General features: G+C 58.6%; 24 protein-coding genes. 10 read left to right on the top strand and 14 right to left on the bottom strand.

Features of this window, described 5'->3' with window-relative positions:
* Positions 1 to 56 precede the first annotated feature (56 nt).
* Positions 57 to 629: an elongation factor P gene (locus ACP7CZ_RS07360; RefSeq protein WP_032892737.1), complete on the bottom strand. Its 573-nt coding sequence runs from the start codon at positions 627 to 629 to the stop codon at positions 57 to 59.
* A gap of 49 nt (positions 630 to 678) precedes the next feature.
* The gene (gene earP, locus ACP7CZ_RS07355) at positions 679 to 1812 is read right to left on the bottom strand and encodes an elongation factor P maturation arginine rhamnosyltransferase EarP (RefSeq protein WP_054897901.1); all 1134 of its coding nucleotides are present in this window, start codon (positions 1810 to 1812) and stop codon (positions 679 to 681) included.
* A gap of 132 nt (positions 1813 to 1944) precedes the next feature.
* Between earP and ACP7CZ_RS07350 the strand changes: the two genes are divergently transcribed.
* Complete coding sequence (locus ACP7CZ_RS07350) at positions 1945 to 2313, top strand: hypothetical protein (RefSeq protein ID WP_054897902.1); 369 nt, start codon at positions 1945 to 1947, stop codon at positions 2311 to 2313.
* 14 nt (positions 2314 to 2327) lie between these two features.
* The gene (locus ACP7CZ_RS07345; protein WP_054897915.1) at positions 2328 to 2810 is read left to right on the top strand and encodes a GreA/GreB family elongation factor; all 483 of its coding nucleotides are present in this window, start codon (positions 2328 to 2330) and stop codon (positions 2808 to 2810) included.
* Between the two features lie 123 nt (positions 2811 to 2933).
* On the opposite strand, the gene cysB is transcribed toward ACP7CZ_RS07345, so the two are convergent.
* The 5 genes from cysB to ACP7CZ_RS07320 form a co-directional block, all read right to left on the bottom strand.
* Entirely contained in the window at positions 2934 to 3908 is a 975-nt protein-coding gene (gene cysB / locus ACP7CZ_RS07340) for an HTH-type transcriptional regulator CysB (RefSeq protein ID WP_003189876.1), read from the bottom strand.
* 103 nt (positions 3909 to 4011) lie between these two features.
* Positions 4012 to 4512, bottom strand: coding sequence for a universal stress protein (locus tag ACP7CZ_RS07335; protein WP_034126733.1), 501 nt, complete (start codon positions 4510 to 4512; stop codon positions 4012 to 4014).
* A gap of 48 nt (positions 4513 to 4560) precedes the next feature.
* On the bottom strand, positions 4561 to 5478 hold the full coding sequence (locus ACP7CZ_RS07330) for a 5'-nucleotidase (RefSeq protein WP_034126732.1): 918 nt from the start codon (positions 5476 to 5478) through the stop codon (positions 4561 to 4563).
* A gap of 15 nt (positions 5479 to 5493) precedes the next feature.
* Positions 5494 to 6456: a putative 2-dehydropantoate 2-reductase gene (locus ACP7CZ_RS07325; RefSeq protein ID WP_072448180.1), complete on the bottom strand. Its 963-nt coding sequence runs from the start codon at positions 6454 to 6456 to the stop codon at positions 5494 to 5496.
* Positions 6453 to 6839, bottom strand: coding sequence for a hypothetical protein (locus ACP7CZ_RS07320; RefSeq protein ID WP_034126730.1), 387 nt, complete (start codon positions 6837 to 6839; stop codon positions 6453 to 6455). The genes ACP7CZ_RS07325 and ACP7CZ_RS07320 overlap by 4 nt, the downstream gene beginning before the upstream one ends.
* On the opposite strand from ACP7CZ_RS07320, the gene ACP7CZ_RS07315 reads away from it, so the two are divergent.
* Both ACP7CZ_RS07315 and ACP7CZ_RS07310 read left to right on the top strand, forming a co-directional pair.
* Positions 6838 to 7257, top strand: coding sequence for a pilus assembly protein PilZ (locus ACP7CZ_RS07315; protein ID WP_034126729.1), 420 nt, complete (start codon positions 6838 to 6840; stop codon positions 7255 to 7257). The two genes, ACP7CZ_RS07320 and ACP7CZ_RS07315, sit on opposite strands and share 2 nt — an antisense overlap.
* 145 nt (positions 7258 to 7402) lie before the next feature.
* Positions 7403 to 8479 (top strand): 3-deoxy-7-phosphoheptulonate synthase, encoded by a 1077-nt coding sequence (locus ACP7CZ_RS07310; protein WP_003189871.1) that lies wholly within the window; start codon positions 7403 to 7405, stop codon positions 8477 to 8479.
* 69 nt (positions 8480 to 8548) lie between these two features.
* On the opposite strand, the gene ACP7CZ_RS07305 is transcribed toward ACP7CZ_RS07310, so the two are convergent.
* On the bottom strand, positions 8549 to 8830 hold the full coding sequence (locus ACP7CZ_RS07305) for a GNAT family N-acetyltransferase (RefSeq protein ID WP_003189869.1): 282 nt from the start codon (positions 8828 to 8830) through the stop codon (positions 8549 to 8551).
* 612 nt (positions 8831 to 9442) lie between these two features.
* Between ACP7CZ_RS07305 and oprI the strand changes: the two genes are divergently transcribed.
* A complete protein-coding gene (oprI, locus tag ACP7CZ_RS07300; RefSeq protein ID WP_003172710.1) occupies positions 9443 to 9694 on the top strand; it encodes an outer membrane lipoprotei OprI in 252 nt (83 codons plus the stop codon).
* Positions 9695 to 9872: 178 nt separating this feature from the next.
* On the opposite strand, the gene ACP7CZ_RS07295 is transcribed toward oprI, so the two are convergent.
* The 3 genes from ACP7CZ_RS07295 to ACP7CZ_RS07285 all read right to left on the bottom strand — a co-directional run bounded on the left by ACP7CZ_RS07295 (position 9873) and on the right by ACP7CZ_RS07285 (position 11874).
* Positions 9873 to 10838 (bottom strand): L,D-transpeptidase family protein, encoded by a 966-nt coding sequence (locus tag ACP7CZ_RS07295; RefSeq protein ID WP_019820319.1) that lies wholly within the window; start codon positions 10836 to 10838, stop codon positions 9873 to 9875.
* Positions 10839 to 10916: 78 nt separating this feature from the next.
* A complete protein-coding gene (locus ACP7CZ_RS07290) occupies positions 10917 to 11210 on the bottom strand; it encodes a hypothetical protein (RefSeq protein WP_003189866.1) in 294 nt (97 codons plus the stop codon).
* 58 nt (positions 11211 to 11268) lie between these two features.
* Complete coding sequence (locus tag ACP7CZ_RS07285) at positions 11269 to 11874, bottom strand: arylesterase (protein ID WP_034126728.1); 606 nt, start codon at positions 11872 to 11874, stop codon at positions 11269 to 11271.
* 10 nt (positions 11875 to 11884) lie between these two features.
* On the opposite strand from ACP7CZ_RS07285, the gene ACP7CZ_RS07280 reads away from it, so the two are divergent.
* Together ACP7CZ_RS07280 and ACP7CZ_RS07275 are read left to right on the top strand one after the other, a co-directional pair.
* Entirely contained in the window at positions 11885 to 12568 is a 684-nt protein-coding gene (locus ACP7CZ_RS07280) for an ABC transporter ATP-binding protein (protein ID WP_003189864.1), read from the top strand.
* Positions 12568 to 15078, top strand: coding sequence for an ABC transporter permease (locus ACP7CZ_RS07275; RefSeq protein WP_294195897.1), 2511 nt, complete (start codon positions 12568 to 12570; stop codon positions 15076 to 15078). The genes ACP7CZ_RS07280 and ACP7CZ_RS07275 overlap by 1 nt, the downstream gene beginning before the upstream one ends.
* 37 nt (positions 15079 to 15115) lie before the next feature.
* Here ACP7CZ_RS07275 and greB read toward each other — a convergent pair whose 3' ends face one another.
* Positions 15116 to 15595, bottom strand: a complete 480-nt coding sequence (gene greB / locus ACP7CZ_RS07270; RefSeq protein ID WP_054897905.1) for a transcription elongation factor GreB — start codon at positions 15593 to 15595, stop codon at positions 15116 to 15118.
* A 126-nt stretch (positions 15596 to 15721) separates the two neighbouring features.
* Positions 15722 to 16762 (bottom strand): hypothetical protein, encoded by a 1041-nt coding sequence (locus ACP7CZ_RS07265; RefSeq protein ID WP_294195899.1) that lies wholly within the window; start codon positions 16760 to 16762, stop codon positions 15722 to 15724.
* A 240-nt stretch (positions 16763 to 17002) separates the two neighbouring features.
* Here ACP7CZ_RS07265 and ACP7CZ_RS07260 point away from each other — a divergent pair, with 240 nt between their 5' ends.
* From ACP7CZ_RS07260 to ACP7CZ_RS07250, 3 genes are read left to right on the top strand one after another with little or no spacing between them, the layout of a single operon-like run.
* On the top strand, positions 17003 to 17929 hold the full coding sequence (locus ACP7CZ_RS07260) for an ABC transporter ATP-binding protein (RefSeq protein ID WP_054920161.1): 927 nt from the start codon (positions 17003 to 17005) through the stop codon (positions 17927 to 17929).
* On the top strand, positions 17926 to 18651 hold the full coding sequence (locus ACP7CZ_RS07255) for an ABC transporter permease (RefSeq protein ID WP_054920162.1): 726 nt from the start codon (positions 17926 to 17928) through the stop codon (positions 18649 to 18651). Before ACP7CZ_RS07260 ends, ACP7CZ_RS07255 begins: the two co-directional genes overlap by 4 nt.
* Before the next feature lie 16 nt (positions 18652 to 18667).
* Positions 18668 to 20428, top strand: coding sequence for a Gldg family protein (locus ACP7CZ_RS07250; protein WP_294195902.1), 1761 nt, complete (start codon positions 18668 to 18670; stop codon positions 20426 to 20428).
* On the opposite strand, the gene ACP7CZ_RS07245 is transcribed toward ACP7CZ_RS07250, so the two are convergent.
* On the bottom strand, positions 20415 to 20723 hold the full coding sequence (locus tag ACP7CZ_RS07245; protein WP_034126721.1) for a hypothetical protein: 309 nt from the start codon (positions 20721 to 20723) through the stop codon (positions 20415 to 20417). The two genes, ACP7CZ_RS07250 and ACP7CZ_RS07245, sit on opposite strands and share 14 nt — an antisense overlap.
* Positions 20724 to 20977 lie beyond the last annotated feature (254 nt).

Below are 20977 nucleotides of genomic sequence, written 5' to 3'. Positions count from 1 at the left end.
GCCCATGAAAAAGCCCGACTCAAAGTCGGGCTTTTTTCGTATCGCCGGGGCCAGAATTACTTCTTGGCGCGACCTTTGTACGAACCACCTTCACGGGTGTCGATCTCGATCATGTCGCCGATTTCGATGAAGTCTGCAACGCTCAGCTCGGTACCGTTCTTCAGTTTGGCAGGCTTCATCACCTTGCCGGAAGTGTCACCGCGAGCGGAACCTTCGGTGTAGTCAACCTGACGCACGATGGTGGTCGGCAGCTCTACGGAAACCAGGCGATCTTCGAAGAAGATAGCTTCGCAGACGTCTTCCATGCCTTCTTCGATGAACGGCAGAACGGCTTCGATATCTTCAGCGTTCAGCTCGTACATGGTGTAGTCGGTAGTGTCCATGAACGTGTAGGTGTCGCCGCTGATGAAGGACAGGGTCGCTTCTTTGCGGTCGAGGATTACGTCGTCCAGTTTGTCATCGGCGCTGTAGACGATCTCGGTCTTGTAACCGGTCAGCAGGTTCTTCAGCTTGGTCTTCATGATTGCGCTGTTACGACCAGACTTGGTGAACTCAGCTTTCTGAACCAGCCAAGGGTCGTTTTCGAGACGGATCACTGTACCGGGTTTCAGTTCTTTACCAGTTTTCATTGCGTATATCCGAAATTTGGATGGGATTGACAAAAATCAAGGTGGCGTATCATATCCAACTTTCATAAAACTGTACCAGCGCCGTCGCAAGATCGGCCTGCAAGCCTTGTTCCAGACACCACTTCTCAGCGTGCTGGGTGACCTCGGGCCAGTGTTCCAGCAGCATTTTCCAGGACTGTGCCATATCGCCATCAGCGTTCCAGGCTTGCCAAAGCGTGACGACGGCAGCCTTGGCGGCCGGTGAAAGTGCAGCAGTGTACAGTTCCAGGAAGGCATCGAGCTTGTCCAGGTGGATGTCTTCGTCCTGGCGGTAAATGTGCCATAGCATTGGCCTCCCCGCCCACTGGGCACGCACGAACGAGTCTTCGCCCCGTACGGCGTTGAATTCGCAGCACCATAGCAATCGGTCATATTGCTCCTGACGCACGAATGCAATGACCTGAACGGTCAGCGCGCCGCGCACCTGAATGTCTCCCGCCGACAAACTGCTCACCCCCAGCCAGCATTGCACATCCCCCAGAATGCGCCCTTCCGGCACCAGCAAGTGCGTCCCACGCCCATCGGCTGCCAGCACGTCCAGCCAGCCGGCCAAGCCATCATTCTCATAGGCAAACAGCGACATCAAACGCGCGCCGGCCGTCGGAGCAACGCCCAGGCTTTGCAGGAACTGTTGCTGCGCGGCGGCGTCCTGTTGAAACGCCTGGCGTCGCTCCAACAAGCCGGCTTCACGCAACAGGCCGCCGGTGCCAGGGCGAAACCCGGGGAAGAAAAAGTATTTCTGCACGCCTTTGTACTTCACCGAAGGCAAGCGATGACAACCCACCACCCAGTCTTCAGCGCTGAGGTAATCCAGGTTCATCCACAATGGCGCACGCTCTCGCTCGGCCATGCAGTCCATGTACTCAGGCGGTAGCTGGCAGGCGAACGCAGCAATAACCACATCGGCCGGGTGCGCGCCTGGCCATTCGGCCGGCCAGTGACGCACTTCGACGCCCTCTTGCCATTGCTGGCCCACCTGCACATCAATGTCCGGGCACATGCGTTCGAAGGCGCGCAGGTCATCGACCCACAAGCGCACGTCACAGCCATGCTCCACCACCAACTGCCGGGCCAAGCGCCAGGTCACGCCGATGTCGCCGTAGTTGTCGACGACACTGCAAAAAATATCCCAGCGGGCTTTCATTCCGGGCTCCATCGATCAAAGGTTCGATTGTCCGCATAAATGCGTGGATGCAGAAGGCTTGATCGCGATTATTCTGCACGGAGGCTGTGCGACAATCACCGTCATGCCGTCAATGCCTGCCAGGAGGCTCTTATGTCTGACCGTCCGTCATCGCTGCTCAAACTCTGCATCGCGATTGCCGCAGGCGTGTGGCTAGGGTTTATCGCCATTGCGCTGACCACCTGGCTGGCGTCTCGCTACCTGTTCCCCCAGAGCCTGGCGCCGGTGGCACAGGCGGTTCAGCAATTGGGCAAACCGGCGATGGTTGAGCCGCAGCCACCGAACCGTCTGTTCGAACAGTACCAACAAAACCTGCAAAAACAGGAACAACAACAGGCCCTGGACCAGGCCCGTAGCAACGCGCGTAACCTGTCCAACCCCAAATGCCAGTTCTGGCTGCAACAAGACCAGAATGCCCCCAATGAAAAGACGCGGGCCAATGTCCTGCAATTCTGCGATTGATGCCAGATACCGCCATGAATAAACACGCCGTGCTCCAGTTGATCCTGGAAAAGCTCACCGTCGACCTCGACATCGTCCAACGCGCCGCGCAGACCGCCTACGAAACCGCGACCCACGAAGAAAACATTGCCGAGAACAAATACGACACCCTCGGCCTGGAGGCTTCGTACCTGGCCACCGGGCAGGCCCGGCGAGTGCAGGAGATCAAGCAATCGCTGGTGCTGTGCCAGCAACTGCAGCTACGTGCATACGATGATCGACGCGGGATAGAGATCGGCACGCTGGTGGGCCTGGAAGACGAGGACGGTCGTCAGCAATGGCTGTTCCTGGCGCCGGATGCAGCGGGTTTGAAAGTGGATGTGGTCGGGCAACCGGTGACCGTCATCACGCCGCGCTCGCCGTTGGGCAAAGGCCTGTTGGGCAAGCGTATCGATGAAGAGGTGGAGATTCTGGTGGCCGGCGCTCGGCAGCACTTTACGGTTACCGAGGCCAGATAACCTACACCCCTGTAGGAGCGAGCTTGCTCGCGAAGAAACGCAAGGGCGCTGCATGCTACCTGGCGCCCCGCGTTAACGTTGGCGATCTTCGCGAGCAAGCTCGCTCCTACAGGGTCATCGCGGTCAGTGGACGGGCAATTCAACGCCGTCGAACAACTCTTCCAGCTCTTGCTTGTTGTGGCACTGGATCGCCTTGGCCATCACTTCACGGGTCAGGTGCGGTGCGAACTTCTCGATGAAGTCGCACATGAAGCCGCGCAGGAAGGTGCCGCGGCGGAAACCGATCTTGGTCACGCTGGACTCGAACAGTTCGCTGGCATCCAGCACCACCAGGTCTTTGTCCAGGTTGGTGTCGACCGCCATCTTGGCGACGATCCCGACGCCCAGGCCCAGGCGAACATAGGTCTTGATCACGTCGGCATCGGCAGCGGTGAACACCACCTTGGGCGTGAGGCCGCGATGGCTGAACGCTTCGTCGAGCTTGGAACGGCCGGTAAAGCCGAACACGTAGGTCACGATCGGGTATTCAGCCAAGGCTTCCAGGGTCAGCTTCGGCAGCTTGGCCAAAGGGTGCCCCTGGGGCACAACCACGCAGCGGTTCCAACGGTAGCAGGGCATCATTACCAGGTCGCCGAACAATTCCAGGGCCTCGGTGGCGATGGCAAAATCGACGGTGCCGTCAGCGGCCATTTCGGCAATCTGCATCGGCGAACCCTGGTGCATGTGCAGCGCTACGTCCGGGTATTGCTTGATGAAATCACGGATCACCGGCGGCAATGCATAGCGCGCCTGGGTGTGAGTGGTGGCGATCGACAAGGTGCCTTTCTTCTCGTTGGAGAACTCCTGGGCGATCTGCTTGATGCTTTCGACTTTACGCAGGATCTCGCCGGCGGTGGTGATGATGCGCTCGCCGGCTGGAGTGACGCGGGTCAAGTGTTTGCCGCTGCGTGCGAAGACTTCGACGCCCAACTCGTCTTCGAGCAGGCGGATCTGCTTGCTGATACCAGGCTGCGAGGTATAGAGGCTTTGAGCGGTAGCGGAAACGTTGAGGTCGTGGTGCGCCACTTCCCAGATGTAGCGCAGTTGTTGAAGCTTCATATGAATCCCTCAAAGCAGATAGACGCCACGGGTATCAGCGACGGTATATAACTATATTAAAGGTTTAACGGATAAATCTAGAACTTTTTATCGTTTTTACCGATCAACTATCGTCACTGCGCCGACGCTGCAGCGACGGCACCAGGTAAACCGGCACCGGGGACAACTGCAACACCCGTGCGGCGGTACGCCCAAGGGGGACGGCCACGCCGGTTGCCTGGCTATGACTGCCTACGACCAGCAAGTCGACGGACAGTTTTCGCAACTGGTCGAGAATCACCTCGCAAGGGTCCCCCTGGATAACCTTGACCGAGCGAATCCATTGCAGGTCCTGCTCCCCTTCCTCCCACTCCTCGCGAAAGCTGTCCAGCACGCGCTGTTCAATCGTCGCCATCACCGTGCTCAGCCCCTTGCTCTGCCATTCGCTCAAGGCGGTTTCATCAAGGTAGCTCTGCAACACCGATTCGGCGAACAAGCCAATGGGCTCGACCACGTGGATCACATACAGGTCAGCCTTGAACGTTCGCGCCAGCGCCACTGCATGTTGCATCACATAGGGTGCATACAGACCGAGGTCCGTGGCAAACAGCATCGAGCGAATCATAAAACCTCCTGGACTGCCAGGATGGCGGGAATTGAATGAGCTTAGCAGCTAGCTCTCGGTCTGGATTCTCAACTCATTGCTGATGCCATGGGGCACGTGCCCGGTGGCCACTACCTCCCTGGCTTTCTCGCAATGGCCGGCCTGGTCATCGAAAAACACATCGGCGGCAAAGGCTTCCAGAAACGCGGATTTTTCCAGGCCACCGAGGAACAGCGACTCGTCCAGGCGGATATCCCACTCGCGCAACGTGCGGATCACGCGTTCATGGGACGGTGCCGAACGTGCGGTGACCAACGCGGTACGGATCGGGCAGGCCTCATCGGCAAACTCGCGTTGCAACAGGTTCAGTGCCGCCAGGAAGCCCTTGAACGGACCGCCGTGCAAAGGCTGGCGCGCCGACTCTCGCTCGCTGGCCTGGAAGGCTGCCAGCCCGCCGGCCTGGTAGACACGCTCGGACTCATCGGAGAACAGCACGGCATCGCCATCGAATGCGATGCGCAGCTCTTCGCTGGAAGCGCGGCGCGGGCCGCCGGACAAAATCGTCGCGGCCGCAAACCCGGCATCGAGGGCACTGCGCACATCTTCAGCATGGGTGGAGAGAAACAGATGACAACCGAAGGCGGCCAAATAGGGATAGGGACTACGCCCGCCTACGAAAGCGGCGCGGGAAATATCCAGGCCGTAATGCTGGATCGAGTTGAACACCCGCAGCCCGGTATCGGCACTGTTGCGCGACACCAACACCACCTCGACCCGCGCACGCCCCAGGCTGGCATTCAGGCTCAGCAGCTTCTTGACCAGCGGGAAGGCATCGCCAGGCTCGAGGGTTTCTTCCTCGTGCTCGATCTGGTATTTGCGGTAAGCCTCGACCCCTTCAGCCAGATAAACCTTGTGGCTGTCACTCAGGTCGAACAGCGCTCGTGAGGAAATCGCCAGCACCAGTTTGTCAGCCAATCCCTTCACCATGGTAGTTCCCCCCAATCAGCGGTTGTGCCGATCAATAAAACTCAAGGCCTGATAGAGCGCCTGCATGCGTGGCAGTTCGCAACCGGCCGCTTTGGCAGCGGCCAAGGGGCGGGCGTAGATGGCCGCCAGCTCCAGCGGCCGCTTGTGCAGATGGTCGTGGTACATGCTGGGCAGGTAGTCGTCCATGGTTTCTGTCATGGCGAACATCTGCCCAGCGTAACTGGCAGGAATTTCATGCCCGCAGGCATGAGCGCCCTGCACCACCTCGGCCATCAGCGCCTGGATCAACTCGCGGCTGGACTCATCGGCCATCATGGCCGTGGTGCCCGTGCCCAGCAACACAGAGAGGCCGTTGAACGGCACGTTCCAGACCAGCTTGTGCCAACGCGCCAGATGCACATTGGCCATGGCCTGGGACTCGATGCCAGCTTGATGAAACAGCCCGGCACCGGCTTCGACAATCGCCTGTTGCTGCACCTCGTCGTTGGCCGCCGCGCCACTGTGATAGCCCAGGTTGACCCGGCCCAGCGCCTGATGCTCGACCACACCGGGGGCCGAGCGATGCACACCGATGTAGCACAGGCCGCCCAACAGATGCAGCGACGGCGGCAGGTGTTCACGCAGGCTGTCTTCCACATCGAGGCCGTTTTGCAAGAGCACCACTTTGGCGTCCGGCGCCGCCACCTGGGCGATGGTTGGCGCCAGGTCCACATTGCCGGTGGACTTGGTGCCCACCAGTAGCCAGTCGCACGGCGGCATGTCGGCGGCGCTGGCATAGGCCTGCACCGGATGCAGGTGCAGTTGCCCATGCACCGTACTGTTGACGTGCAGGCCATGCCTGCTCACCGCGGCATATTCGCTGCGCAACAGGAAATGCACATCGAAGCCGGCACGCGCCAGCATCAGTCCGTAGTAACCACCAATGGCACCGGTACCGATAATGCCAATGCGTGGCGACGGGGCTGCAACTGCTGTCATGGCAAATCCTCTGGTATTCGATTGAGCGCCTGGTTTACGCATTCGGCGAGGTCGGATGCTGTAAGACGTGCCTGTAATTGCCCAAGGAATTGACCCTCGCACACCAAGAACAACGCCGGCAAATGAAAGATCTGGTAGCGTTCCACCGCACCGCCGTTGTGCCCGGCATCCACCCAGCACACGCGGTCCACCGGCAAGTGCCAGCCAGGCAACTGCTGGCGTGCCCAGCGGCAACTGGCACAACCGACACTGGTGAACACTACCAGCGAAATACCTGGCAATCCCAGCAATTGCTGGTCAATATCCAGGTCGGTCAATTCCAGTTCCTTCACTATACTGCTGCCATTGCCGTCAACTGGACGGCGCTCGGAGTCCGTGTACATGGGTCGTTTTTTACCTCACCCTGATGATGTCGCTGTCGAGTTGATCCAACGTCCCTCTCCCGCCCTGCCCCGCCAACGCCTGCATACTATCGGCCGCGGCGGCGTCGCCTGCAATTGGCCACGTGCCTGGCGCGCCGGCACGGCGGTTGATCTGCATATCCCTTCCCTGGGGCCCAGCGCCCGTTATCCGGGCTATGTCGCCTGGTGCCGCAAAGTCGAACAGGGCTATCGCATCGGTATTTGCTTTACCGATGAACACGCCTTGTTCGGTGCGCGAATGGGTGAGCAAGTGTGCCAGATCGAGCGTTACTGCCGCCTGCACGAAGATGCCGAGCCAACGCCTGCGCAACTTGAAGCCATGGCCCGTGACTGGGTGTCGCGCCATGCTGGCGAGTTCTCCCATGAGGCGATTGTGTAGCCAGCGCTGGATTAAACCGGGCTTTGCCCATTGTCGCGGGCCCGTGTTACGCGCTAAGGTTCCTCCCCCCTGCATTCAAATCATGCTGTGCCCGCCGCACGGGGATAGCTGGCGGCCGGCACCCGTGACCCTGGCGAGTAACACGATGGCTGATTTACCGATCAATGACCTTAACGTTGAATCCAACGAGACCCTGATCACCCCCGATCAGCTCAAGCGCGAAATCCCCCTGAGCGACGCTGCCCTGCAGACCGTCACCAAGGGCCGCGAAGTCATCCGTGACATTCTCGACGGCACCGACCACCGCCTGTTCGTGGTGATCGGGCCCTGCTCTATCCACGACCTCAAGGCCGCCCACGAATATGCCGAGCGCCTCAAGGTGCTGGCGGCAGAGGTGTCCGACACCTTGTACCTGGTCATGCGCGTGTATTTCGAGAAACCGCGTACCACCGTCGGCTGGAAAGGCTTGATCAACGACCCATACCTGGACGACTCCTTCAAAATCCAGGATGGCTTGCACATCGGTCGCAAGCTGCTGCTGGACCTGGCTGAAATGGGCCTGCCCACCGCAACCGAAGCCCTCGACCCGATCTCCCCGCAATACCTGCAGGACCTGATCAGCTGGTCGGCCATCGGCGCACGTACCACCGAATCCCAGACCCACCGCGAAATGGCGTCCGGCCTGTCCTCGGCCGTAGGCTTCAAGAACGGCACCGACGGCGGCCTGACCGTGGCGATCAATGCGCTGCAATCAGTCTCCAGCCCTCACCGTTTCCTGGGTATCAACCAGGAAGGCGGCGTGTCCATCGTGACGACCAAGGGCAACGCCTACGGTCACGTGGTGCTGCGTGGCGGCAATGGCAAGCCCAACTATGACTCGGTCAGCGTCGCATTGTGCGAACAGGCACTGAACAAGGCCAAGATCAAGCCAAACATCATGGTTGACTGCAGCCACGCCAACTCCAACAAAGACCCGGCGTTGCAGCCGCTGGTGATGGAGAACGTTGCCAACCAGATCCTGGAGGGCAACCAGTCGATCATCGGCTTGATGGTCGAGAGCCATTTGAACTGGGGTTGCCAGGCAATTCCAAAAGACTTGGCCGATTTGCAATACGGCGTGTCGATCACCGATGCCTGCATCGACTGGTCGGCCACTGAGACCACCCTGCGCAGCATGCATGCCAAACTCAAGGACGTGTTGCCCCAGCGCAAACGCACCTGAGCCAATACCTGTTTCGCGCACACAAAAACGCCGGGCCAAGCCCGGCGTTTTTTATTGGCAACTGGTCAGTTACAACTTCGCAGCATGGCGCTGGTGGCGCTCCATATAGCGTTCGACATAGGAGCATGAGGGGATCACCGTGTAGCCAGCCTCTTCGGCAAACTTCAAGGCTTCCTCGGTCAATGCAGCCGCAATGCCTCGCCCCCGCAGTGCGTTGGGCACGAAGGTGCGATAGATATCCAGGGTCTGCTTCCCGAGGTCCATGTAGGTCAGGTAGGCACGATGACCGTCCACATTGGTCTCGAACTGATGACCAGCCTGGTCATGGTGGATGGACAACGCCTCGCTCATCACTACTCCTCGCGGGTCTGAATTAACGACCCTACCTTACCGATGTTTTTCCGGCGAAGGAACATCTACGCCACCCCGTGCCGGTTTCGACAGCGAGAAAACCGTGAGCGCTCACAACCAGCACATAGGGAATAGTAGGCACCAATCCTGAAATTGCTCAAGGCGCACTCGTCATCCCCTGCCGCTGGTGGATATAGAAAGGGCCTCGATCAACCGGTGACCGATAGCCTGAACATTGCCGGCAGTTGAACCTTGAGACGAACTGGCGCACTTAAAGTCACCTCTAGATGCGCGAAAGATGCCTTGCGCAGTAAAGCCAAGCGCAACCAAAGTGCCCCGCTTCGTTATATAAAATTTCATCTGTTTACAAGGCTTAACACATGCGGGCCGGCCCTTTCAGCCTGGATCCAATGTTCGTCGAGGTGCAAAAATCTGGACAGTTTTCATACAGACCGCCAAAAGATTAGCCAAAATAGATTCAGCACAAGAATTTTTTTTGCTTCTTGCGCAACGTCAGTTTACTTACTACAAGTAATGGGTAGTATGTACGCCGGCTATTAGCTCACTCTGAGAAAGTAGCCATTAAATTGAAAGTCCTTGAAGGGGAACACGATGAACAACGTTCTGAAATTCTCTGCTCTGGCTCTGGCCGCAGTTCTGGCTACCGGTTGCAGCAGCGTCTCCAAAGAAACCGAAGCTCGTCTGACTGCAACTGAAGACGCAGCAGCTCGCTCCCAGGCCCGTGCAGACGAAGCCTACCGTAAAGCTGATGAAGCTCTGGCTGCTGCTCAAAAAGCACAACAGACTGCTGACGAAGCTAACGAGCGCGCTCTGCGCATGCTTGAAAAAGCAAGCCGCAAGTAATAATCCTTCGGGGTTGTTATCAAGCCGATCCATTTATGGGTCGGCTTTTTTTTGCCTTTGATTTGGCATGTGGGAGCGGGCTTGCTCGCGAAAGCGGTGGATCAGTCAACATCAATGTTTGCTGGGCCGACGTCTTCGCGAGCAAGCCCGCTCCCACAGGGATATTCGCTCAGGCTTATTATTGAAGATCGAGCGGGGTGCTGGACGCCACAGGTGCGCCGCCTGGCACTCCAATTTCAGTCGGCAAGCCATCCTCGGCGGCGACCACATCACGCACCTGGTCCCAGTTGACGCGCAGGTTATTGGACAGGTCTTCGCGCTTGAGCAACGCATTGATGACAGCGGTGTGCTTGTCGACCACCGATGGCGTACCGTCATCGTTCAACGGCGTGTGAGCCTCAAGGTAAACCTTGCCACCACTGCTGCCGAACTTGTACGCGTCATTGATGATGCGCACTGACGTGCCTACCGGCACCATGCCCGCCATTTCCAACACGTTGTTATTGAACATGCGGAAGCAGCCGTGGCTGGTGCGCGTGCCGATACCAAACTTCATGTTGGAGCCGTGAATCAGGTAACCCGGCGTGCCCAGGGTGAACTTGAAGGGCCCCAGCGGGTTGTCCGGGCCGGCAGGCACCACGTTGGGCAGCGGGTCACCGTTGGCGGCGTGTTCGGCCTTGATCGAGGCCGGTGGCGTCCAGGTCGGGTTCGGCGTCTTGGCGATGATACTGGTATGGGCGATCGGCGAACCCCAGCCTTCCCGGCCAATGCCCAGGGGGAAGGTATAGACGACGTTTTGGCCTTTTGGATAGTAGTAGAGCCGGTATTCCGCCAGGTTGATCACAATGCCTTCCCGCGGCCCGGGCGGCAGGATAAAGCGTGTCGGCAGCACAATCTCGGTGCCCGCCCCCGGCAACCAGGCATCGACACCCGGGTTGGCCGCAACCATTTCCGAATAGCCCAGGTCGTAGGTGGTGCCAAGGTCGGCAAAGGTGTCTTCGTACTTGGCCTTGATCACTTGGACCTGGCCAACAATGTCCTCACCGGGCGGCGGCAAGGGCAACTGCAAGGCCGCCGCCGAACCCGCCGCACAAAGCGCAGCAAGAGACAGGCAGCAGGTGACGACGGAAAGGCGCGACAACATCCGGAAAATCCTTCGCAAGACGACGGGTGGGGAAAAATTGATTGTATACGGCTTCGCAGTGCCAAGCTTCAAGCTGTTTTACAGCTCGAAGCGCAGCTCCGGCCAGATCGGCGGAGTGCCGCGCTTTTGCGATTCGAGAATTGCCCGGCATAACGGGCAGAGTCGCTGGTCTTGGAAAATCGAGCGGTTGACCGATGACCAGCGTGGCTGTGCCGGCAATAGAGTGCCGCAGAGCGTGCGATCGATCGAGCCGCCCAGTTCCAATTGACGCGCCACCAAATGCACCCGCACTTCCTGGCAGGCGAACAGGTCCAGCTGCTCGTCCGGCTCGATCAGTTGGTAGTTAAACAGGGACCAGGCAGGGCGCGACATCGAGGGCTCCAAATCGGGGGGGCGCCACCTTAGCCGAAAGCCTGCCGGTAGAAAAGCGTCATAACAGCGGTTTTAGCGTTGGCCAGACATTTTCCAGCAACTTGTCTTGCGCCGCGACTGCCGGGTGTAGCCCGTCAGCCTGCATCAACTCCGGATGGCCACCCACGCCCTCGAGGAAAAACGGCACAAACGGCACCTTTTCTTTCTGTGCCACATCACCGAATACCTTGGCAAAGGCTTCGACATAGCGCTTGCCGTAATTGGGCGGAATCTGCATGCCCAACAGCAGCACCTTGGCGCCGCTGTCCCGGGACTGCTGGATCATCGAAGCAAGATTTTGTTGCAATTGCGCAGGCGGCTGGCCGCGCAACCCATCGTTGCCACCCAACTCGATCACCACAACGTCGGGTTTGTGCGTTGCAAGCGCCGCGGGCAGCCGCGCGAGGCCTCCCGCGCTGGTGTCGCCACTGATGGAAGCATTGACCACTTTATCGTCAAAACCCTCCTGCTTGAGCCGTTGCTCCAGCAACGCAACCCACCCTTTGCGGGTATCCAGGCCGAAACCGGCACTGATACTATCGCCAACGATCAGGACTGTACCCGCCGCTGCGTTCTGGGCCATGCACATCAAGGCCAGGCCAGCACTCAAAAACCACACTCGCATCGGATTCTCCATGGGCGCAAGCATTCTCACCGCGCGAAACCTTAGCAAAGTGGTTCCCAGCGCGGAAGGTGAACTGACTATCCTGCACGAACTGAGCCTGGAACTGAACAAGGGCGATAGCCTGGCTATCGTCGGTAGCTCCGGTTCCGGCAAATCCACGCTACTGGGCCTGCTGGCCGGCCTCGACTTGCCCAGCAGCGGCGAAGTCACCCTGGCCGGGCAAGCCCTGAGCACCCTCGACGAAGACCAGCGCGCACGCATCCGTGCCGAACATGTGGGCTTCGTATTCCAATCCTTCCAATTGCTCGACAGCTTGAATGCACTGGAAAACGTGATGCTGCCGCTGGAGCTGGACGGTCGCCAGGACGCCCGCGAGCGAGCCAAACACCTGCTGGAGCGCGTAGGCCTGGGCCAGCGCCTGACCCACTCGCCCCGTCAGCTGTCCGGTGGCGAACAACAACGCGTGGCGATAGCCCGCGCGTTTGCCGCCGAACCGGACGTGCTGTTTGCCGACGAGCCCACCGGCAACCTCGACAGCCACACTGGCGAGCGCATCAGCGATCTGCTGTTCGAGTTGAATAAAGAGAGCGGTACGACCCTGGTACTGGTCACCCACGACGAGCGCCTGGCCCACCGTTGCCGACGCCTGATCCGCCTTGAAGCCGGCCTGATGGTCGCGCCCCTGGAGCCTTGATGGCACGTTTGCCGCTATTGCGTCTGTTCAGCCTTGCCATGCGTCAGTTACTGCGCGATGCCCGCGCCGGCGAATTGCGCGTGCTGTTCTTTGCCCTGCTGGTGGCCGTGGCTGCCAGCACCGCCATCGGCTACTTTGGTGCACGCCTCAACGGCGCCATGCTGCTGCGCGCCACCGAATTCCTCGGCGCCGACCTGGTGCTCGAAGGCAGCTCGCCGGCCCGGCCCGAGCAAATCAAATCCGGGACCGAACTGGGCCTGGATCACGCTCGTATCGTGGAGTTCTCCAGCGTTATCGCCACCGATAATGGCATCCAGCTCTCCAGCATCAAGGCGGTCAACGAGCAGTACCCCTTGCGCGGCGAGCTTAAAAGCAGCACCGAGCCATTCGGTACGCAAACCCCTGGCGGTGGTCCCAAACCCGGTGACGCCTGGGTGGAAGCACGATTGCTGACGGCGCTGGGCCTGAAAATCGGCGACAGCATCGATGTCGGCATGAAGACCCTGCGCCTGGCGCGCATCCTGACCTACGAGCCCGACCGGGCCGGGAACTTCTACAGCCTCACGCCCAGGGTCATGATCAACCTGGCGGACCTGGACGCCACCGGTGTCGTCCAGCCAGGCAGCCGTGTGAGCTACCGCGAACTATGGCGTGCGCCACAAGGCAGCACTGCGCTGCAAACCTATCGCGACCTGGTCAAACCGGGCCTGGCTGCCAACCAGCGGCTGCAGGACTCCCGAGATGGCAACCAGCAAATCGGCGGCGCGCTGGGCAAGGCCGAACGTTACCTGAACATGGCCAGCCTGGTGGCCGTGCTGCTGGCTGGCGTGGCCGTGGCGCTGTCGGCCAACCGCTTCGCCAGTCGACGTTTCGATGCCAGCGCGTTGTTGCGCTGCCTGGGCCTGTCGCGCCGTGAAGCCATGCTGCTGTTCAGCCTGCAACTGAGCGTGCTGGGCTTGCTGGCGAGCCTGGCCGGCGTCCTGCTCGGCTGGCTGGCGCAATTTGGCTTGTTCTACTTCCTGCACGACCTGTTGCCCGCCGACGTACCGCCAGGCGGGTTGCTGCCGGCTGTTGCCGGGATCGGCACCGGGCTGGTCGCCCTCGCCGGCTTCGCCCTCCCACCGCTGGCCGCACTGGGCCGGGTACCGCCGCTGCGGGTATTGCGCCGCGATTTGCTGCCTATTCCTTCAAGTACTTGGATGGTCTACGGTGCGGCACTGTTTGCCTTGGGCCTGATCATGTGGCGCCTGAGCCTGGACCTGGTATTGACCTTCGCATTACTCGGCGGCGGTGTAGTCGCTGCGCTGCTCCTGGGTGGCTTGCTGCTGTTGTTGCTACAGAACCTGCGGCGGTTACTGGCTCGCGCCTCCCTGCCATGGCGCCTGGGCCTGGGCCAATTGTTGCGTCACCCGTTGGCGGCAGCGGGCCAATCCCTGGCCTTTGGCTTGATCCTGTTGTCCATGGGGTTGATCGCGCTGTTGCGGGGCGAATTGCTCGACACCTGGCAAAACCAGTTGCCCAAGGATGCGCCCAACTACTTCGCCCTGAATATCCTGCCAGCCGACAAGGACGCCTTTGGCGCCCGCCTGCTGGACGTCCAGGCACAAGCAGCGCCGCTCTACCCGGTGGTGCCAGGGCGCCTGATCAGCATCAATGGCGAACCCGTGCAGGAGATTGTCAGCAAGGACTCCAGTGGCGACCGTGCCACTCAACGTGACCTGAGCCTGACTTGGGCGGACGACTTGCCAGCGGGTAACGTCCTGACGGCAGGTACCTGGTGGTCGGCGCAACCCACTGACGGGGTTCCTGGCGTGTCGGTGGAAGCCAAAGTGGCCGAGAGCTTGAAGCTCAAGCTCAACGACCATCTGTTGTTCACCATCGGCGGGGAAAACCGTGAAGCGCGGGTCACCAGCCTGCGCACCATCAACTGGGATAACTTCCAGCCCAACTTCTTCATGATTTTCCAACCGGGCACTTTGAAGGATCTGCCCGCGACCTACCTCACCAGCTTCTACTTGGCTCCCGGCCATGACCAACAGATCGTCGACCTGTCACGGGCCTTCCCGGCGGTCACTATCCTGCAGGTCGAGGCCCTGCTGGAGCAGTTGCGCAGCATCCTTGCCCAAGTAACGCTGGCAGTCGAATACGTGCTGTTGTTTGTCCTCGCGTCGGGCATGGCGGTGTTGTTCTCTGGCCTGCAGGCCACCCTGGATGAACGAATCCGCCAAGGTGCATTGCTACGCGCCTTGGGTGCCGAGCGTAAGTTGCTGGTCAAGGCCCGACGCATTGAGTTCGGCCTGCTGGGCGCCGTCAGTGGCTTGTTGGCGGCACTGGGCACCGAACTGGTGACCTGGGTGCTGTACCGCTATGCATTTGACCTGGCGTGGCACCCCCACCCGTGGTTGTTACTGCTGCCCGTAATCGGTGCCTTGCTGATTGGCGCTGCCGGGGTATTCGGCACGCGCCGCGCACTGAATGCCAGCCCGCTGACCGTTCTGCGCGAAAGCTGACCCCCGATGGCGCGTACTCTACCAAGGGTACGTGCCATCAGGCCGGCTTTACATATTCGATCTTGGTGATCCACCAGCACACCTCTCCGCCTGGGGTCTGTACGACTGCCTCGTCATCCACCTCCTTGCGCAGCAGGGCCCGTGCCATGGGTGAGTCGATGGAGATGTAATCCATACGGTCGTAGATCTCGTCATAACCCACGATGCGAAAACGCTTGGCCTCGCCCTGTTCGTTTTCGATTTCGACCCATGCGCCGAAAAACACCTTTCCCTCCTGCTCGGGCATGTACTCCACCACCCGCATGTCTTCCAGGCGTTTGCGCAGGTAACGCACCCGTCGGTCGATCTCGCGCAGCAGCTTCTTGTTGTACTGGTAATCGGCGTTTTCACTGCGATCTCCCAGGGAGGCTGCCCAGGTCACTTTACGCGTGGTATCCGGACGTTTTTCACGCCATAGGTAATCCAGCTCTTTTTTCAGCGCTTCATGACCCTCTTTGGTAATCAGCTTGGTACTCAAACGCTCACATCCCCAGGCAATGTCTAATGGTGCCGATACGCCAGGGCATCATGCCCAGGCAGCGGCTGGCTGGGACTGATGATAAATGAACCCTGGAAAGTATCCAGGCCGGCGCCCCCTGTAACCTCACCCATGGCCCTCCAGGACTTGATCCAACTCAAGCAGCATGCCCTGCATGCGCTGGCGCATGCCGGACAGCTGCAACATCATCATTGTCAGTTTTTCGGCTTTCTGACTGACCTCCAACCCCTGCTTCTGCAAATAGGTATGGCGCTGCTCAAGTTCACGGCCTTTTTCATCCAGTTGGCTCTGCTGCTGTTGCAGGGACGCCTGCCACTGTTCAAGCATCTGCTCTTTCTCGAGGACGGCGCATTTTTTTTGCGTCAACTCTTGGGCGACCTTGGCCAGATTGCTCAGCGCGCTGTCCATTTCAAGCAAAGAGGTATGCTCCAGGTGGGCAGGCGGGTCCAAGTGGTCGGGCTCGGGTGGCTCCAGCCGCAGGTTGTTTGGCTCAAACTGGCTGTCATTTTGTTCATCCGGGACAGGCGGCGCACTGGTCTTGACCTGCAACTGCGGTATCGCGGCCAGCGACTGCGCCGGCTCTTCAAAGGTGTCTTCATCCACAGGCTGCGGCACAGCCGTGGGTGCGCGCGGATTTCGGGGCGGCGCAACCATTTGCGACGAAAAGCGAATGGACGGCACGATCACTGCGCTGCTTTCGATCGCAGGCAACGCCGGCGCAGACATACCCAAGGTGATCACCTTCATGACCAATGTCTTCTTGATGATCACCGAGTGATGATCCTCGGGCCTGGCAGGCGGCAGCCGGCAGCCCTTCAAGTCAATAAAGTGAAAGGGAACCTCAGCGTCGCCAATCGAGCTTGCCTTCGAACCTGACGCGGCCGCCATCATCAGGATCTGCTTGAAGACCTGCATCGCTGATTGCAGGTCCTCTTTTGAATCAACCCCCCCCAGAAAATAGCGTTCGAGCTTTTTACGTAATACCGCGATATAGACCCGGGAGTGACCGGGTTCGGTCTCCTCATCCAGGCTATACACGAGAAAGTTGGACCCGGTTTGCGTGACAGCGAACCCACACAGCAACGCGCCGTTAACGGGCGCGTCTTCGTCGTTACGTTCAAGAACAAGAGTACGTAGAAGCATCATGGCAATCAGACCTCATTACAAAAGAAAAAACCTTATATAAACACCAGATAAACATCCGAGCTTTAATAAGTCTTCCAAACAAAACAATTGTTTCAGCGAATTATCGAGCCGAACGTAGGATTCTTCTTATTAGTTACGTCTCGCGTTCCCAAGCCACTTTATTGAACGTACCCTTTTTAAAGCTCTCTCCCATACGGCCGGCACCTCTCACACGCCCTGCAAAACTTATTCGGTAAAAATATGATCGAGATAAGCAACTTGACAAAACAGCTGGGCAAAAAAAGCGTTATCACCAACCTCTCCTTCTGCGCCCAGCGCCAGGAGTGTGTGGCCCTGCTGGGAGAGAGTGGTGCAGGAAAAACAGCACTGCTGAGTTTGATTGCCGGGGCAATCAAACCTACTTCAGGACAAATCACTATCCAAGGCTTCAGTACCCAGACCCATTCACTCCAAGCCAAAAAAGTCGTTGGCTATCAACTCCAGGAAGGCCTCAATCATCACAGGATGTCCGTCAGGCATATGCTCAATTTTATTGCCGCTATTCGCGGTTTGAGCGGTGTTGAAAAGCGCAGTCGAGTCGAGCAAGTAGTCACGCGACTGGAACTGCTGCCCGTGCTCAACTGCCCGATCGATGTGCTTCCACTTGGCTTGAAGCGCAGAGTCGCAATGGCCCAGGCACTCCTGCACTCCCCAAGCCTGCTTCTGCTGGATGAGCCTACGGAGGGACTATGCCCTGATCAACGGCTCAAGTTCAGGGCACTCATCCAATCCCTGACCGAGGAAATGACGATCATCATCGCCTCCCGCCGTTATCAAGAGTTAGCGGATACCTGCACCCGTGCCTTGGTCATCGCCGACGGCCGCCTGGTGGCCGACGCTTCACTGCCGGATTTGCAACGCAGTTCCCGGCATTTCCAAGCGGTGACCCTGGCGGCGGACACCCCGCTGGATTTGCTGGCGCTTGCCGTATTACCTGGCGTCGCAGGCATCGAAGAAGACCGGCATGCCCCCGGCAAGGTGACTGTTCTGGCCATGCCCGGACACTCCATCTTCCCTTCAATCAACGCGCTCATCACCCACCGTGGCTGGAACATAACGTCAATGAATCTGGAGCCGGGTCGCCTGAACGATGTCGTTCACCATCTGAGCCATGAGGTAAATCCTTGAGACTGCTAGCCATCATTTTCAAACGACAACTCGCCAGCTTTGCCTCGTCACCGAGCACTTATCTGAGTGTGGCGGTTTTTCTCGTGCTGGGTGCGACGCTGGGGTTGCACAGCCATCACTGGCTGGAACAAAACAGCAGCGATTTGCAGGCGTTCTTCGAACTGCATCCTTGGCTCTATCTGCTACTGGTACCGATTTTATCGACGCAGTTATGGTCAGACGAATCCAATACCGGCTTTTGCGACACATTGAAATCCTTACCCGTCACTCCGACGCAGCGAGTGGTTGGAAAGTTTATGGCGGCATGGATCGTCTGTGGCATCGCTTTGATGCTTAATTTCCCTTGGGTGATGGCTGTCAATTACCTTGGCACCCCCGACAATACCGTTATCGCATCACAGTTCTTCGCCAGTTGGTTATTGGCGGGAAGCTATCTCTCTGTAGGTTGCTTTGCCTGTGTGCTGACGAACCAACGCGTTATGATTTCCCTCTTGACGCTGTGCTTGTTGCTGGCCGCCAGTGGGATATCTTCAATGTTGGATGCACTGGAACAGCAGACCCCCATATGGATTATCGACAGTTTGATATCCCTTGATCCGATTTCCCGCTTCAGCGCGATGGATAACGGCAAGTTGACATTGCATGACTGCCTGTACTTCATAAGCATGATCTTGGCTTTTCTGTTTGCGACCACCCTCACACTCAACTACAGAAACAGCTGACATAGGAACGCCACTGATGGGATCCGCTTTTCGCGCGGGTATGACATTGATCGTCATATCACTACTGTTTCTGGCATTCAATTTAGTCTGGGTACCCAAACTGCCAACTGTCCGTTGGGACTTTTCCCAAGAAAACACCCACACCCTATCGCCATCGGCGCGGCAATTACTCGTTTCACTTGAAAGCCAACTGGACTTATATTTCTTCAACACCCTCAATGCACCGCAAAAAAAACCGGTATTGAAACGTTATGGCCGGCGCGTGGAAGACTTGCTCAAGGAATTCGAAAAAGCTGCCAACGGCATGATCAACTTACATATTATCAACCCCACCCCGTTCTCTGAGGACGCCTATAAAGCCAGCTTGTTTGGCCTTGATGACACACAAGGATTCCTTGGCCTTATCGGTACGCGTGCCGGCCAGGGCGCCCAACGCATCCAAGCGTTCAGCCCTGAGCATGAATCATTGCTCGAGTATGAAATCAGCCACCTGATCTACAAGTTGATGCACCCTGATCGCCCCACTGTTGGCCTACTGTCGGGACTGCCCTTGGACAAATCGGCCGGTGGGTTACTGGAGTTGATGCGCGAGCAATTCAGTGTGGTGGAATTGGCAGCGAACATCACCCAAGTACCGCCCTCCATGAACACACTGATGGTTGTACAGCCACACGCTCTATCTGGTCGAGCCCTATATGCCCTTGAGCAATGGGTACTCAAAGGCGGCAAGCTGATGATGTTCATCGACCCGGTGAGCGAGATAGGCGCCGACGCCATATCCACAAACGCCAGGCTGGATGCGCTGCTGACCGCATGGGGTATCCAGATGCCTGCGGACAAGTTGCTGGTCGATAATCTTTATGCCTCATCAGCAACGCCCGGCACCGGAATGCCCGCGGTACTGCACCCGGCCAGGCTACATCTGCCAAGGCAGGCAATGACCAGGACGGATATCAGCACCTGGGGACTGCATTCGGTCATCGTATCGAGCAGCGGCGCGCTCTCCTTGGCCCCCAAAAGCCGCTCGCTGTTGACCCCGCTTCTGCTGAGCTCACGCCAATCGGCATTGGTGGACGCAGAACGCTTTGCTTCCGCTACTACGTTCGATTCACTCATAGATGAATCAGCGACTTCAGGGCAGCGTCATGTCATCGCCGCCCGCCTTGACGGGCCCGCTTATTCAGCGTTTCCCGACGGCCTGGAGGGCCAGCCGCCCGGGCTGCAGAGGGCAGAACAGATCCAGATGGTGATCGTGGCCGACACCGACTTGCTCGCGGACACGCTCAACAACGCCCTACCCAACGGCAACGCGCAGTTTGTATTGAACACTTTGGATAATCTGGCGGCGCCCGAGGCACTCAGAAATATTCAATCCCGTGTGATGCGCCAACCACTGCACAGGCTAGAACACATGCGCGACGAAGCCGCACAGGCTTATCGCAAAAGTGCGACTGCGATGGAGCGACGACTTGAGCAGACAGAACAAGCATGGCGCAGGTTGAACCCACCCCACACCAGCCTCATGACTCAAGCGGTGGATACCACTACCCAGTTGCAGGCACTCAACAAAGAGCGCCTGCAATTGCCCATCGAGTTGCAGGCGCTCAAGACCCAGGCATACGCCCCGCTGCTGCGTTTCGAACGATATCTGCAATGGCTGATGGTCGCCACGATACCGCTGCTGCTGTGCCTGATTGCCTGGGTACTTTTCCTATACCAGCGAAGGCGTCGAACATTTACGTTGGCGGCCTATCACCACTCGCTCAGCGACGGGTAATCAGGCCTTGGCGGGCAATGCGTGTCAGTTGATGGATCACCTCAACGGCGTTGCTGGCATTCGGTGCCTGGATCACTGCCAGGTCGAAACTATCGCTGGCAAAACGGGCCAGGGAATCGCCGTCTTCAACAAACTGGATCAGGAACGCCGAAGGTCGACCGGAACGGCGTGGCCAGCCGTCCAGATAACGCAGCAGCGTCGGCTGGTGCTTACCGCCCAGAAGGATTTTCGGATTGCGTTGAGTCAGGTCCGCGGTGATCGGGGCCAGGCGTATGAGAGGGCGTAGTGCATTCATCGTGTCGTGTCTCTGCCTCAAAAGTCTGCGGGCAGGTGAGAGGCAACACCGAACCAGCGCTTTAGCGGTATTTCGAAGAACGCCCTGCGTGAGCAAGCGTGCTTCTGTCGGGCTGCATTGAGTCCCAGTGGCGCCCCGCAATTAGCTGTTTAAATCGGCGCATGAGCAGCATCCTAGAGAAGCCGGTGGGGCAGTGTCAAGAATCCCGGGCAACGAAAAGGCCCGCATCAGCGGGCCTTCTGTACAGCTTGCTA

This window comes from Pseudomonas sp. DWP2-2 (genome assembly GCF_049897065.1).
In the GTDB taxonomy this organism is placed as follows: domain Bacteria; phylum Pseudomonadota; class Gammaproteobacteria; order Pseudomonadales; family Pseudomonadaceae; genus Aquipseudomonas; species Aquipseudomonas paracarnis.
The sequence above is the reverse complement of the archived record's forward strand: the minus strand, read 5'-3'. Positions and strand labels throughout refer to the sequence as shown.